Here is a 15,350-nt window from a genome sequence, read left to right on the forward strand (position 1 = left end):
CGGAAGAGTTGGAAGGACAATGTTGAAATGACAAAGTCCATCGGAAGAGCTGGAAGGACAATGTGAACTCAACAAAGTCCACCGGGGGAGCTGGAAGGACAATGTGAGCTCAACAAAGTCCACCGAACCATCAAAACCCCGAATAATACAAAAGCACCAGCCCATTACCGGACCGGTGCTCTAACAAAAGCTAATTTTCAGCGTGCTCACTCATAAACTTAACTGCACGTTCATACAGTGCGATATTCTCGTCACTGACTTCCTGGTCGAAGTTGTGTATCACCGTGTCGACTTCAACAAAATCAGCAGCGGGTGCTGTCTTCGCAAGTTTGCGGCTGAAGAATACAGGAACGTCCGGATCGCCTTTTGCGTGAACGGCGAACACAGGCGGTAAAGCGGCCAGGTCGTTATTTGTCAGGCGGTATTTACCGGCATCAGCAGATTCACGGTCAATGCCGATCATTTCCAGCCAGTTGCCTGCATTCCGATAGTATAAATACAGCAGATATCTCGGATCTGGCGATTCACTGACAGTCACATAGTCACGAATATTCGCCGCGGCTAACTCTTCTGTCAGCATATTTGATAAATGTTTCTGGTCGTGCGGAAGATAATTAAAGTCGCTGTGTGTAAAGTTGAAATAGCCGTAAAAGTCAATCACACCGGCGATATCGAAGTCGCGTGCTGCAATTAAACTCAAGTATCCGCCGGCTGATCGTCCCATTATATAAACAGCTTCGTGTTTCAAAGAGGCCGCGAAGTGATATATGTGATGTATGTCGGTAAAAATATCATCGATATTAGATTCCGGCGCTAATCTGTAATCTGCAGCCAATACGTTAAATTTACGTCTGAGTACTTCTATATATTCTGAAGGGAGGTCTGTTCTTTCTCCAAATACAAGACCGCCGCCATGTAAATATATTAATGTACCGAGCACATCCGATTTATTCTGTGCGGTGCTTTCATACAAATCACCGTAGAGCGTATAAGCGTCTGTTTCTTTTATCGTTACTGTTGCCACAGGTGTTAAACCTCCTTTATTTACTTGTACTATTATACAGAGTAATGAATTTTTGTGTATTTGTCTAAAGTGAATAATTTGAAAAATGATGATTGTTAGAACTGTCAATGTCATCACATCATATAAAATCTATAATTAAAAGTGAAATAAGATGAGTGGAGTGGATAAAATAATGGATATTCGTGAAACCTTTCTAGAACTGGATAAACAGTTTACAGGTTATGGCGGTCTTGAACCGCGCGGTATTACACGATTACTGTATTCTGAAGAATGGCGCCAGGCAGTGAGTGCACTGCAGGACATCTTTAAAGAGAACGGCCTTGAAGTTTCGAGCGACGCAGTCGGCAACGTTTCAGGACGTTTAATCGGAAGCGAGCTGCCTGATGAAACAATCATGAGCGGGTCTCACATCGATACTGTAGCAGAAGGCGGACACCTTGACGGGCAGTTCGGAATCTTAGCTGCATTAATTGCAACACTTTATCTGAAAGAAAAATACGGTCAGCCGAAACGTACTATCGAAGTACTGTCGATTGCCGAAGAGGAAGGTTCACGTTTCCCTTACACATTCTGGGGCGTTAAAAACTTCTTTAACCTGCAGAATAACGACGACGTAAAAGACATTACAGACGGCGAAGGTATTAAATTCGTCGATGCAATGAGAGAGTCGGGCTTTGATTTCAAAACAGACAATAAAGTCCGCGATGATATTAAAGCGTTCGTTGAAGTTCATATCGAACAGGGCCAGATTTTAGAAAAAGAAGAAAAACAAATCGGTGTTGTCACAGGCATCGTTGGTCAGAAACGCTACACTATAAACTTAAAAGGTGAAGCGAACCACGCCGGTACTACACCGATGGGCTACCGTAAAGATGCAGTTGTTGCATTTACTGAAATTGCACAGACACTGGTTCAAAAAGCACGGGAAATCGGCGATCCGCTGGTAGTAACTTTCGGAAGTGTTAAACCGGTTCCGGGTGTTGTAAACGTAGTGCCGGGCGAAGTTGAGTTCTCCGTTGATACACGTCATATCGACGAAGCGGAGCTGAATTCATTCGCTGAAACAGTGGAAGCGACGATTAAAGAAGTTGCTGACAAATACGGTATTACAGCAGACATTAACTTATGGATGGAACAGTCACCGGCATTAATGGACGAGTCAATCGTTAAAATGATTGAAAAATCTGCAGAAAAAGTTGCGGGCGGTTCATACAAAGTAATGCCTTCAGGTGCGGGACATGACTCGCAGATTTTCGCAGGCTACATGCCGACAGGTATGATTTTTGTGCCGTCAATCGGCGGAATCTCGCACAACGTCGAGGAAGAAACAAATATTGAAGATCTGGTCAAAGGTATTGAAGTACTGGCAGAAACACTTTACAAATTAGCATACTAAAAAAATTATAATTATACGGATATTAAGAAAGGGAGATTTTAATAATGGGTTACTTAAATCACCAGCAAGGTTACAGAGAAGGATTATTGGAAACACGTTCAATCGTTAAAAAAGATGCATACGCAGTACTTACTCCGGATGGTCTTGTAAACAACGTAGTACCGGGATTTGACGACTGCGACATGTCAATCCTCGGCTCACCGCGTATGGGTGCACGTTTTGTAGATTACCTGGTAACAGTTAAAAACCAGGGCGGCAACACTCAGGGGTTCGGCGGAAACGGTGTTCAGACTTTCATGTATGTAGTATACGGAAACGTTACTGCAACAGTTGACGGTCAGTCTTATGAATTATCAGAAGGCGGATACGTTTACGTTCCACCACACCTTGAACTGACTTTCGTTAACAACAACAACGGTGAAGACAGCCGCTTATTCCTTTACAAGAAACGCTATCAGGAAGCAACAGGCGTAGGTAAACCGGAAATCGTTACAGGCAACGTAAACGACATTCAGGCTAAAGCTTACGAAGGAATGGACGAAGTACTTGTACAGGATCTGCTTCCGGCGGATATCGCTTACGACATGAACTTCCACATACTTTCATTCAAACCGGGCGCTTCACACGGTTATATCGAAACACACGTTCAGGAACACGGTGCTTACGTATTAAGCGGCCGCGGAATGTACAACCTTGATAACAACTGGATGCCGGTTGATAAAGGAGATTATATCTTTATGGGTGCTTACGCACTGCAGGCAACTTATGCAGTAGGTCTGGATGAGTCATTCTCTTATATTTACTCTAAAGATGCTAACAGAGACATTGAAATTTAATTAAACTTTTCAGGAGGAAAAGATATGTCAGAAAATCTGGTAATTTCCAATTCGCAGGAACTCCGCGGTTTATTTAAAGAGAAACTGATGCTGAATGGTATGCCTGAAACTTTCGCGGACCGTGCAGCAGACGTTCTTATCTGGGCGGACGAACGCGGTATTCACTCACACGGTTCAGTGCGTATGCAGTATTACTCTGAACGCTGTGCAAAAGGCGGCTTCAATAACGATCCTGAACTTAAGTTTGAAAAGACAGGACCGTCAACAGGTGTTTACCACGGCGATAACGCAGTTGGACATTATGTTGCATACGAAGCAATGGAAGAAGCAATTAAACTTGCCAAGGAATCGGGAATCGGTGCAGTCGGAGTAAGAGAAATGAGTCACTCGGGCGCTATCGGCTACTTCGTACAGAAGGCAGCTGAACAGGGCATGGTTGCTTTATCAGTCTGTCAGTCAGACCCGATGGTCGTACCTTTCGGCGGTTCTGAACCGTATTTCGGTACGAACCCAATCGCTTTTGCAGCACCGCGTAAAAACGATACACCAATCGTTTTCGATATGGCTACAACAGTACAGGCATGGGGTAAAATCCTCGATGCACGTTCCAAGAACAAAGATATTCCGGCAACATGGGCAGTTGATAAAGACGGTAACCCGACAACTGATCCATACGCAGTAAACGCACTGCTTCCGGTAGCGGGACCTAAAGGATACGGCTTAATGATGATGGTTGATATTCTGTCGGGCAGCCTGCTCGGACTTCCGCACGGCAAGCACGTATCAAGCATGTACAAAGACTTAAGCGAATACCGACGTTTAGGACAGTTCCACCTCGTAATTAATCCTGATTTCTTCAGCACAAGAGAAGCAATGGAAGAGAAAATGGATACGATGGTTGATGAACTTCACGCAAATAAACCGGCAACAGGATTCGACCAGGTATACTACCCGGGTGAATTGATGGAAGCTCAAAAAGCAGCATACGAAGAGTCGGGCATTCCGATTCCGGAAGATATCATGGAGTATTTAAAGTCTGATACACCATACTAAAAGGTGAGGTTTTGTAAATGCGGGTATCAAAAGAAGAATTATTCAACTTAATGAAAGATAAACTTCAAAAAGCAGGACTGCAGGAAGATGCGGCGGCAGACATCAGTGACGTACTGACGTTTGCTGACCACCGCGGTATTCATTCCCACGGTGCAGTGCGCGTTGAGTATTACGCAGAGCGTATTGCAAAAGGCGGCATTACGAATAATCCGGAATATAAGTTTGAAAAAACCGGACCTTCGACAGCAATTTTAGACGGGGACAACGGTCCCGGTCATCAGGTTGCCAAACAGGGCATGGACAAAGCGATTGAAATCGCGCGCGGAAACGGTGTGGCAGTTGTCGGCATGACGAATATTTCACATTCGGGCGCACTCGGCTACTTCGTTGAACAGGCAGCTGAGCAGGATATGGTGGCAATTTCCGTCTGCCAGTCCGATCCGATGGTCGTACCGTTCGGCGGAACTGATCCGTACTTTGGTACTAACCCGATTGCATTCAGTGCACCGACAAATGACGAGCGTATTATTACTTTTGATATGGCTACGACTGTACAGGCATGGGGCAAAGTGCTCGATGCGCGTTCAAAAGGCAATGATATTCCCGACACATGGGCAGTGAACGACAAGGGTGAACCGACGACAAACTCGAGGGACGTTCACGCGCTCGTTCCTGTTGCAGGACCGAAAGGCTACGGCTTAATGATGATAGTGGATATACTGTCGGGCAGTCTGTTAGGCCTGCCGCACGGTGTTCACGTTTCAAGTATGTACAAGGATTTATCTGAAGGCAGACAGCTCGGCCAGCTTCATATCGTTATTAATCCGGCACACTTTACAGATCTTGGAGCGTTCAAAAAACAACTCTCAACAATGCTGGATGAACTGAAAGAGCAGACACCGGCACCAGGATTTACAGAAGTCAACTATCCGGGAGAACGCGGCAGAATGCGTGCGGAGAAGTATGACGAAGACGGCATCGAAATTGTCGATGAAATTTATGATTACCTCGTGAGTGACGATATTCACTTTGATCGCTACCACGGCAAAAATAGATTTGCAGAATAAATATTAATGGAGGTACATGATGTTATATACAATTATTAAAGAAAACACGTATCAGGATTCCATCGTTTTAATGCTTTTAAGCCAGAAGTTAAGTGCTATGGACGGCGTTAACAAAGCTTCAGTAATGATGGGTACTCCTGCGAACAAAGATATTTTTAAAGGTGCAGGACTTGGTACACCTGAACTTGAAACTGCAAGTGCGAACGATATCGTTATCGTTGTAGACACTGACGACGAATCAAAAGTTGATGAAGTAAACGAAGCAGTTGACACTGAACTTGCAGGCGGAGGCGGTTCTGACGAATCTGCTAAAAGCAGTGAAGCTCACAACTGGAAACGTGCGCTTGAATTAGCAAACAACCCAAACCTTGCAATGATCTCAATTCCAGGTACGTACGCTGCTATGGAAGCTGAAAATGCTTTACACAACGGTCTTCACGTATTCATGTTCAGTGACAACGTTCCTAAAGAAGACGAAGTTCGTCTGAAAGAACTTGCACACGAAAAAGGACTATTAGTAATGGGTCCTGACTGTGGTACAGGTATTATCCACAGCGTGCCGTTAGCATTCACAAACACTGTTGCACAAGGCGACATCGGTGTTGTCGGTGCATCTGGTACAGGTATCCAGGAAGTGACTACAATTATCGACCGTCTCGGCAAAGGTGTTACAAACGCTATCGGTACCGGCGGTCGCGACTTATCAACAGAAGTCGGCGCTGTAACTATGCTTGACAGTATTAAAGCACTTAACCAGGATCCAAAAGTAAAAGTTATCACTGTTCTTTCCAAGCCGCCGGCTAAAGAAGTACAGGAAAAAGTTGAGAATCTTCTCCGCAGCATCGACAAACCGGTTGTTGCTCTGTTCTTAGGTAACAAACCTGAGTATCAGGAAGAAGAAATTTATCACGCTTATACTCTTGAAGAAACTGCAGTAGCTTCAGTACAGCTATCAAACGGTGAAGAGGTTAACTTCACACCGTCAACACTTAAAGACATTAAAGCAGACTTCACAGAGAACCAAAAAGGAATCAAAGGCTACTACTCAGGCGGTACGCTTGCAAGTGAAGCAGCAATGCTGATTAAGCACTCTACTGACGAAGAAGAAGTTGAAGATGATGCGTTCACTTATAAATCAGCTTCACATGAAATCATCGACCTAGGAGATGACATGTACACTCAAGGTAAGCCTCACCCGATGATTGACCCTGAAAAACGTATCGAAAAACTGGAAACATCAGCTGACAGTGAGGATACTGCAGTCATTATGCTCGATAACGTTATCGGCTACGGCTCGCATGCGGATATGGCTTCTGAACTTGCTCCGACAATCAAACGTATTACTGACAAAGCAGCTTCTGAAGAACGTTCATTAGTCGTTCTTGCAACTGTAGTCGGTACTGATAAAGATGCGCAGGGATATGACAAACAGCGTCAGATTCTAAAAGATGCAGGTGCGGTAATTTGTGACACTAACGATCAAATGGTACGTACAGCTATCGAATTAATCGGCAGCAAAGTCGTTCAGCCTGAAACATCAGTGAAATCATTCGATAAAGGCACTGAAGACCTGTCAGTAGATGACAAGATGATGAGCCTGATTTCAAACAACCCGAGCGTAATTAACATCGGTCTTAAGAGCTTTACAGAAGCAGTCGAAAACAGCGGAGCAGAAGTTGTACAATTCAACTGGCGTCCGGTGGCAGGCGGCGATGAGAAGCTTATGAAAGTACTTCAATTCTTAAACAATTACGAAGGAGAGAATGTATAATGGCTTACCAAACTATAGATGAAGCAAACAAAGCAGTCGTACAAAAAATGATCGGTTCAGCACCTTTCTTAACAGATGTTGTACCTGCACACACAGTAATTCCAGAACTGACTGAGCATGTATTATTACATGCCGGTCCTCCGATTAAGTATGAAAACATGACAGACCCTATGCAGGGTTCATGTGTCGGTGCTATTCTTTTCGAAGGATGGGCCAAAGACGAGCAGGGTGCACGTGAATTACTGGAAAACGGTAAAATCACATTCATTCCTTGTCACCACGTTAACGCAGTAGGACCAATGGGCGGTATCACTTCAATGAACATGCCGCTTGTTGTCGTAGTTAACAAAGAGCACGGTAACGAAGCGTATTGTACGCTGAACGAAGGTATCGGTGCGGTTCTCCGTTTCGGTTCTTACAACGAACAGGTTCTTACACGTCTTCACTGGATGAAAGATGTACTTGGTCCTGTATTATCCAAAGCACTTAAAACTATGGACGAAGGTTTAAACGTTAACGTTCTTGTTGCAAAAGCAATCGCTATGGGTGACGAATTCCACCAAAGAAACATTGCTGCATCATTAGCATTCCTTAAGGAAGTTGCTCCGGCAATTACAAGCCTTGAAGATGTATCTCTTAAAGATCGTCAGGAAGTTATGCAGTTCCTTGCAGACACTGATCAGTTCTTCTTAAACGTTGCAATGGCAACAGCTAAAGCAATGACTGATGCTGCACGTACAATCGAACACGGAACAATCGTTACTGCAATGTGCCGTAACGGTGAAAACTTCGGTATCCGTATCGCCGGTATGGGTGACGAGTGGTTCACAGCTCCGGTAAACACACCTCAGGGTCTGTACTTCACAGGATACTCTGCAGATGATGCAAACACGGATATCGGTGACTCTGCAATTACTGAAACTATCGGAGTCGGCGGTATGGCGATGATCGCTGCACCGGCTGTTACACGCTTCGTCGGTTCAGGCGGCTTCAACGATGCACTTGAAACAAGCAACAACATGGCTGAAATTACAGAACAGGAAAACCCTAACTTCATTATCCCGACATGGGACTTCAAAGGTGCACCAACAGGAATCGATGCACGTAAAGTTGTTGAATCAGGAATTCTGCCTGTAATTAATACAGGTATTGCACACAAAGTTGCAGGCTTCGGTCAGATTGGTGCAGGTACAGTTAACCCGCCAATCGAATGTTTCGAAAAAGCAATTACAGCTTATGCTGCAAAACTTGGTTTTGAAGCATAAATGATATATGAGTCAAGTGCGGTCGGTGAGATCGCACTTTCCTTGTTAAAAACAAATAAAGCAATGCGTGTGCACAGTATTTTCAACAATGGATTTAATATTGTTAACGATAAAAACGATTTGATTTTTATCGGCACTGATAAGAACGGCTATTTTCCGTTCGGTATTACAATCAATAAATATACAATGCACTATATAAAAGAATCACTGCAGGTCGGAGACGTATTGAAGACTGATGCATCAGCTGTTAATCATAATGATTTTATGCTGTCAAACAGGAATTCAGAAGTTTATTTATACAGTAAAGTAAATAAAAATAACACCGAAGCAATAAAAAGTGTTGTCAGCGGCTATGATTTTTGCGATTATAATAATAGTGATTTCAGCGGAGAAAAACTGAACCGTATTATTGCGGACCTCAGCGATCCCGATGCTGAATTTCCACTCGGTTATTTAGTCGGCAGGGGGCAGGGGCTGACACCTTCGGGCGACGATATCATTACAGGTATATTGTATATCGACCGTCTTGCGCCTTTTATCGCGGATAAGCACCTGGAGCAGCTGTCTCTGTATATACGTGAAAGTGTGACGACCATCGTCAGTGAGAACTTTATAAAACTGGCACTGGAAGGTATCTTTTCAAGACGTATTACGGATATCGGTGACTCACCGGGTAAAGAAACCGTGGATGCGCTGCTTGAACTGGGTTCAAGCTCAGGCAGGGATACACTGTACGGTATTTATATGACATTAAATAGGAGATGAAACAATGGGTAAAAAAGTAGTATTAGCTTTGGGCGGTAACGCAATTTTACAGCCGAAACAGGAAGCGACATTCGAAAACCAGAACCAGAACGTAATCAACGCGGCAAACCGCATGGTTGAAATTTCAGAAGCAGGTCACAAAATCGTAGTAACTCACGGTAACGGACCTCAGGTTGGTAACATCATTGCTCAAAACGAAGCAGCTAAAGAAAGCATTCCGGCTATGCCGATTTTTGTTAACAATGCTGAATCACAAGGTATGATCGGCTACATGATGGAATCAGCTCTGAAAAACAGACTGAATGAAGGCGGAGACGACACTAACGTTGTGACACTTCTTACTATGGTTGAAGTCGACAAAGACGACAAAGCATTCGATAACCCGACTAAACCTGTAGGCGTATTCTTCACTGAAGAAGAAGCTAAACAGATGACAGAAGAAAAAGGCTACCAGATGGCTGAAGATGCAGGACGCGGATTCAGACGTGTTGTTCCTTCTCCGGAACCAAAAGTAATCCACGGTGTGGACGAAATTAAAACATTAATCGAAACATCAATCGTCGTATCATCAGGCGGCGGCGGTATTCCGATTTACCGCGATGACAAAGGTCAGATCCACGGCGTAGAAGCTGTAATCGATAAAGACCGTTCAGGTCTTAAGTTAGCAGAACAAACTGAAGCAGACGTGTTCATGATGCTTACAGACGTTCCTAACGTATTTATTAACTTCGGTAAAGAAAACGAGCAGAAGCTTGAGGAAATTACTGTTGAAGAAGCGGAAAAACACGTTGCTGACGGACAATTCCCGGCAGGTTCAATGCTGCCGAAAATTGAAGCAGCAATCGCATTCGCTAAACACGAAGGCAAAGAAGGCATCATCTGCTCATTAGATGAAGCAGTGCTGGCGCTTGAAGGTAAAGCGGGTACGAGAATTAAACTTTAATACAGATTTAAAGCGGTGAAGACTGGGGTCTTCACCGCTTTATTTGTTTGTGCTTATAATAATCTTTTATCTGTATTCTTATTCATAATCCATCTCACTAAGAGTGCAATTCCGATGATTATGCCGACGTAGCCGAAGATTGGATAGAAGAAGTTAACGAGATCGACAAAGCCGATAAATGTTAAAAGATATCCAATTATGAGCATTGCTGCAAGCAGCAGTTTGTAATTTTTGGAATAAGGTGTGGTAAATCTTGCTGCCACTGAATAAAGCATGCCGACGACAGTATTGTAAATCAGCAGAATGATAATAATCGAGAACAAGGTGCCGAGTACAGGGTGAATCGCATTTGCCATTACCAGTGTCGGTAATGCCACTTCATTTGCTTCATCAAGCACAGCGAGCATGCCCGTGTTTAACAAGAGCAGCATAACGATAAAGATAATACCGCCGTAAACAGCACCGCGTCTTGCGACGAACTGTTTATCAGCATCAGCACCCATAATAGACAGGAAGCTGAATGTCACCCCGAGAACTATACCTGCATAGGTGATGGAATCAAGCCACCATAAACCAGTCGGTGTACGGCTGATATCTGCGATCTGATTGACTTGATCAATTGCCACCTGCGGGTTCATTATATTAATGACAGAAATAATAAATACCGCAATCACGAGAAACGGTGTAACGACTCCGAGGACGGTAAGGATTTTATTGAAATCCATAAGTAAGGTGAAAAATACGAGAACAATTAATATTATTGTTCCAATCCAGGGCTCAATGTTGAAACTTTCTTTAAATGCAGAGCCGCTCCCTGCAACCATCACTATTGCAATACCATACATAAAAATAGTAAATACATAGTCAATCAGCGTACCTGCAGTTTTCCCGAATAATTTATTCAATGGTACTTCATGGGAAGGTACGTCATATCTGTAACCCAATTTGGCAGTCTGTCTGCCGATAAATATTACACAAATTGCAGTGAGCGCTATCCCTGCAAAACTCCATAAGCCAAAACTGGAGAAAAACTGTAAAACTTCCTGTCCAGTTGAGAACCCCGCACCTACGACAATACCTGTATAGGCGAGCGCGAATTTTATTGCATCTTTTTGTGAATCCACAAAAAATCTCCTCCTAAATAATTAACACAAGTCAATATACTAACACACTTGGGATTTTATAATAACCGTGATTGTGTAAAAGGTAATATAAAGTTTAGTGTAAATAATGTAATATTATTTCGAAATCGCACTTGTGCAGTTTTGTAATTTTTGTATGTTGCTTAGTATGAGCGACTTTTTTGGAGTGTTTTGTTGTATAACTGAAGTGACTTAATTATGTTGTGGAGGCGGTCAAATGTTTTTGAATACCAGAGGCAAATCACATGACTTATTATTTTACGAAACGCTAGAGAGAAGATGCGAATTAACGAGTGTGGAGAAAAGCTGGTTTAAAACATTTCAGAAAGGCTTTGAAGGCGAGTGTTTATACGATGATATTTTTGAAGACGTTGGTCATGATGATGTTTTAGTTTACCGCGACCTTTATCTTAAACTTGGAAAATCAGTTACGCAGTACGATGCTTTGGTAATTAATGATGACGGAATCGTTGTTAACGAGATAAAAAATTATACTGGAGATTATAAAGTCGAGGGCGGGGACTGGTTTAGAAATGGACAGAGAATATCCGAAGCACCGCTGGCTCAGCTGAACCGGGCTGTTGGGAAGTTAATCGGCTTGAAGAATTCGGTGAATGGTCAATTTGGGGTCAGCGGAAAACTGATTTTCGTGAGTGATGATTTTTATCTTCAAACCGATGATAACTCATTGTGGCCGAAAATAGTCGTGCGGATGGATCTGCGGAGATACTTGAGGGGATTCCGCGGCGGTAAAATCGGCAATAAGTCGCAATTTATAATCCGGCTCCTCAGTGAGAATATAGTCGAAAATCCCTATATAGATAATAATGTGGATGAGGCGAGGCTGAGGAAGGGAATATATTGCGGGCAGTGCGGGAGTTTTAGTCTGATAAAATCTCGGTTTCACTTAGTCTGCAGCGAATGCGGAAGTAAAGAAAGTAACGAAACTCATCTGCTTAGGGCGATGAACGACTATCAGTTTTTATTCTACGGTAAGCCGATGACGCGGACTGCGTTCTCATATTTGATTAACGAAGAGATTCACTGGAAAACCGTTTCCCGTGCTCTCTTGAAGCATTGCTATATTAATAAAAATGGAGTTTCGACCACATATCAGTTTAAATACAAAGATTTTGATGATGCATTAAGTAAAGGAGATACACATATTAAATATAAAGACTATTTAACGCAAAAATGAACTGTTTCCACGTAATTAGTAAGACTATTTACATTGTATGTACTCTGTTGAATTGACATTGTCTATACACCGATTTGTATGTACTCTGTTGATTTGACATTGTCTATACACCGATTTGTATGTACTCTGTTGATTTGACATTGTCTATACAGAAGTTTGTAAAACCTTTGTTGATTTGACATTGTCTACACAGCAGTTTGTAAGTACTTTGTTGAATCGACATTGTCTATACAGCAGTTTGTATGCACTCTGTTGAATTGACATTGTCTATATAGCGGTTTGTATGTACTTTGTTGAATTGACATTGTCTATATAGCGATTTGTATGTACTTTGTTGAATTGACATTGTCCTGCACACACCCAAACAACAGCCCCAAACATAACAAAGAACCCCATCCACACTCAGGTGGACGGGGTTTATCGCATTTAAAGCAGCTTTTTCTTCGTATTCTTGTTCATTATCCAGCGGATAAACAGTGAGGCGGAGATCGCCAAGCCGATATAGCCGAGAATCGGGTAGACGATGTTGACGAGTTCGACGAAACCGACGTTTGAAATGATAAACGCGGCAATCAGCGAAACGACTAGCATGATTTTGTATTTTCCTGAGTATGGTTCTGTGAAGCGGGTCAGGAAGGGATACATTAATCCGACCACTGAGTTAAAAATCAGCAGAATAATAATGATTGAGTATACTGTGCCGAGCCAAGGCGCCATGTTTTCTGCCATAGTCATCGCCGGCAGCGAGACTTCGTTTGCTGTCGGCATGATAGACAGTACGCCGACGTTAACAAGGATCATTAACAGCATTATTATCAATCCGCCGTATATTGCGCCGCGTCTTGCGATTGCATGACGGGATGCTTCGGACCCCATAATTGATAAAAAGCTGAATGCTGTTGCAAGTGCGAGACCGGCATAAGTTATCGCATCGAACCACCAGAATGAAGTCGGTGTACGTGAAGGGTCTACGTAGTTATTTACTTCCGAGTAGGGAACTTCTGGATTTAATATGTTGTATCCGGTAATAATAATGACTGCGATAATTAACAGCGGGGTGATGCCGCCGATGATATTGACGATTTTATCGAAGTCGAGCAGCAGTGTACCAAATGAAATTAATATCATAATGAGTACACCAATCTGCGGATGTATACCGAATGCCTGACTGAATGTAGCACCGCTCCCCGCAATCATAACGACTGCGATGCCGTATAAAAAGAATATTAATACGTAGTCGATAACGAGTCCGAGTTTTTTTCCGAATAAAGCCCGGAGTGGTGTCTCATGAGAATCCGCATCTAAACGGAAACCGAGTTTTGCTGCCTGTCTGCCGACAAACATTAAAATCAGTGCCGCCAGTATAATTCCTAAAATACTGACCATCCCGTGACTTGCGAAAAACTGCAGAACTTCCTGTCCTGTTGAGAATCCTGCGCCGACAATAATACCGGCATACGCAAAGCCTATGCGCCATGAGGCGCGGTTTTTACCTTGTGCCATAAATTCATCTCCTGTTTGTTGTTTACATAACTTATATAAACTGTTCAGACAAAGATAAACATCCAAAAATAAAACACCCTGCCTATTACAGTTAAGTAATAAGCAGGGTACTTCTTATTCTTCGTTATTATCAGAAAATCTTTCTGCAAGTTTACGGGCTTTTATTTTTAAGAAAGTCCAGCGGATTGTCAGCATTACACCGATAATTAACCCGACATATCCGAATAACGGGTAGATGATATTTACGAGTTCAACAAACCCTACATATGTTCCGAAATAACCGGCAACGAGTGAAACTGCCAGGAGGATTTTATATTTTTTAGATCCAGGTTTAGTAAAACGTGCCAGGAACGGGAATAAAAATCCAACGATAGAGTTATAAATCAGCAATATAATAATGACCGAGTATGCAGTTCCGAACCACGGAGATACATTTGAGGCCATCTGCATTGTCGGCAGTGCGACATCGTACGCAATCGGCAGAATCGACAGTACGCCAAATGTAATCAGCAGCATAAGGACCATTATTAGTAATCCGCCGTATACAGCGCCGCGTCTTACAATTGACTGGCGGGCTGATTCAGAACCCATTATTGATAAAAAGCTGAATGCTGTAGCCAGTGTGAAACCTGCATAAGTAATGGCATCAAACCACCAGCTGCTTGTCGGTGCCCGGGAAGGATCATTGTACTGATTGACTTCGGACAACGGAATCATTGGATTCATTATGTTATAACCGGCAATCAGGAATAATGCAATAACCAGTACCGGAGTAATGACACCTATTATGGAGACGATTTTATCGAAATCCATTAATAATGTAATAAATGCAAGAACAATCAGCACTACCGCACCGATTTGCGGGTGGATGCCGAAACCTTCGTTAAATGTTGCACCGCTTCCTGCGATCATGACAATTGCCAGACCGTATAAAAAGAATGCGAGAATAATATCTACAACCAGGCCGAACTTTTTACCGAACAGAGTGTTCAGCGGCAGCACGTGGGACTCTGCGTGTGTTGAATATCCCAGTTTAGCTGCCTGACGGCCGATAAACATAATAATCAGTCCTGTCAGAATGACACCTGCAATACTGATTAAACCATGACTTGCGAAAAACTGCAGTACTTCCTGCCCTGTTGCAAAGCCGGCACCGACGACGATACCGGTATAGGCAAAGGCATATTTCCAGGAAGCCCTTTTGTTACCATTAGACATATTTCCAACTCCTATTTCTATATGTTTAAAATTATACCCTGTTTCATGAAAAGTTAACAAAAATTTTAAAATAATTCAGCGGACGGTCATTTCTGTTATGCAAGTATTTCCGTATATAGTATACTCAGTTACTATAGATTAGATTTGAGCGTTTGTTTTCGGAAGGAGA

The 15,350-nt window shown here is 42.9% G+C and carries 13 protein-coding genes; 9 read left to right on the forward strand and 4 right to left on the reverse strand.

Features of this window, described 5'->3' with window-relative positions; all coding sequences use genetic code 11:
* Window positions 1–190 precede the first annotated feature (190 nt).
* Window positions 191–1,024 carry an alpha/beta hydrolase gene (locus HNR41_RS03165; RefSeq protein ID WP_184281669.1) on the reverse strand — a complete coding sequence of 278 codons (834 nt, stop codon included), beginning with the start codon at window positions 1,022–1,024 and terminating at the stop codon, window positions 191–193.
* Window positions 1,025–1,196: 172 nt separating this feature from the next.
* On the opposite strand from HNR41_RS03165, the gene allC reads away from it, so the two are divergent.
* From allC to arcC, 8 genes are read left to right on the forward strand one after another with little or no spacing between them, the layout of a single operon-like run.
* Window positions 1,197–2,420, forward strand: coding sequence for an allantoate deiminase (gene allC, locus HNR41_RS03170; protein WP_184281671.1), 1,224 nt, complete (start codon window positions 1,197–1,199; stop codon window positions 2,418–2,420).
* Between the two features lie 44 nt (window positions 2,421–2,464).
* The gene (gene allE, locus HNR41_RS03175) at window positions 2,465–3,256 is read left to right on the forward strand and encodes a (S)-ureidoglycine aminohydrolase (protein WP_184281673.1); all 792 of its coding nucleotides are present in this window, start codon (window positions 2,465–2,467) and stop codon (window positions 3,254–3,256) included.
* Between the two features lie 24 nt (window positions 3,257–3,280).
* Window positions 3,281–4,309, forward strand: a complete 1,029-nt coding sequence (allD, locus tag HNR41_RS03180; RefSeq protein WP_184281675.1) for an ureidoglycolate dehydrogenase — start codon at window positions 3,281–3,283, stop codon at window positions 4,307–4,309.
* A 17-nt stretch (window positions 4,310–4,326) separates the two neighbouring features.
* Complete coding sequence (allD, locus tag HNR41_RS03185; protein WP_184281677.1) at window positions 4,327–5,376, forward strand: ureidoglycolate dehydrogenase; 1,050 nt, start codon at window positions 4,327–4,329, stop codon at window positions 5,374–5,376.
* Between the two features lie 19 nt (window positions 5,377–5,395).
* Window positions 5,396–7,147, forward strand: a complete 1,752-nt coding sequence (gene fdrA, locus HNR41_RS03190; RefSeq protein ID WP_184282847.1) for an acyl-CoA synthetase FdrA — start codon at window positions 5,396–5,398, stop codon at window positions 7,145–7,147.
* Complete coding sequence (locus HNR41_RS03195) at window positions 7,147–8,412, forward strand: YlbE family protein (RefSeq protein WP_184281679.1); 1,266 nt, start codon at window positions 7,147–7,149, stop codon at window positions 8,410–8,412. The genes fdrA and HNR41_RS03195 overlap by 1 nt, the downstream gene beginning before the upstream one ends.
* Complete coding sequence (locus HNR41_RS03200; RefSeq protein ID WP_184281681.1) at window positions 8,413–9,177, forward strand: oxamate carbamoyltransferase subunit AllH family protein; 765 nt, start codon at window positions 8,413–8,415, stop codon at window positions 9,175–9,177.
* Window positions 9,178–9,181: 4 nt separating this feature from the next.
* Window positions 9,182–10,120 (forward strand): carbamate kinase, encoded by a 939-nt coding sequence (gene arcC / locus HNR41_RS03205; protein WP_184281683.1) that lies wholly within the window; start codon window positions 9,182–9,184, stop codon window positions 10,118–10,120.
* Window positions 10,121–10,173: 53 nt separating this feature from the next.
* Here the strand turns inward: arcC and HNR41_RS03210 are convergent, their stop codons facing one another.
* Complete coding sequence (locus tag HNR41_RS03210) at window positions 10,174–11,244, reverse strand: YkvI family membrane protein (RefSeq protein ID WP_184281685.1); 1,071 nt, start codon at window positions 11,242–11,244, stop codon at window positions 10,174–10,176.
* A 235-nt stretch (window positions 11,245–11,479) separates the two neighbouring features.
* Here HNR41_RS03210 and HNR41_RS03215 point away from each other — a divergent pair, with 235 nt between their 5' ends.
* The gene (locus tag HNR41_RS03215) at window positions 11,480–12,460 is read left to right on the forward strand and encodes a nuclease-related domain-containing protein (RefSeq protein WP_184281687.1); all 981 of its coding nucleotides are present in this window, start codon (window positions 11,480–11,482) and stop codon (window positions 12,458–12,460) included.
* A gap of 426 nt (window positions 12,461–12,886) precedes the next feature.
* On the opposite strand, the gene HNR41_RS03220 is transcribed toward HNR41_RS03215, so the two are convergent.
* Window positions 12,887–13,963: a YkvI family membrane protein gene (locus HNR41_RS03220; protein ID WP_184281689.1), complete on the reverse strand. Its 1,077-nt coding sequence runs from the start codon at window positions 13,961–13,963 to the stop codon at window positions 12,887–12,889.
* 114 nt (window positions 13,964–14,077) lie between these two features.
* A complete protein-coding gene (locus tag HNR41_RS03225; RefSeq protein ID WP_184281691.1) occupies window positions 14,078–15,181 on the reverse strand; it encodes a YkvI family membrane protein in 1,104 nt (367 codons plus the stop codon).
* Window positions 15,182–15,350 lie beyond the last annotated feature (169 nt).

Source organism: Jeotgalicoccus coquinae, from assembly GCF_014207425.1.
GTDB lineage: Bacteria > Bacillota > Bacilli > Staphylococcales > Salinicoccaceae > Jeotgalicoccus > Jeotgalicoccus coquinae.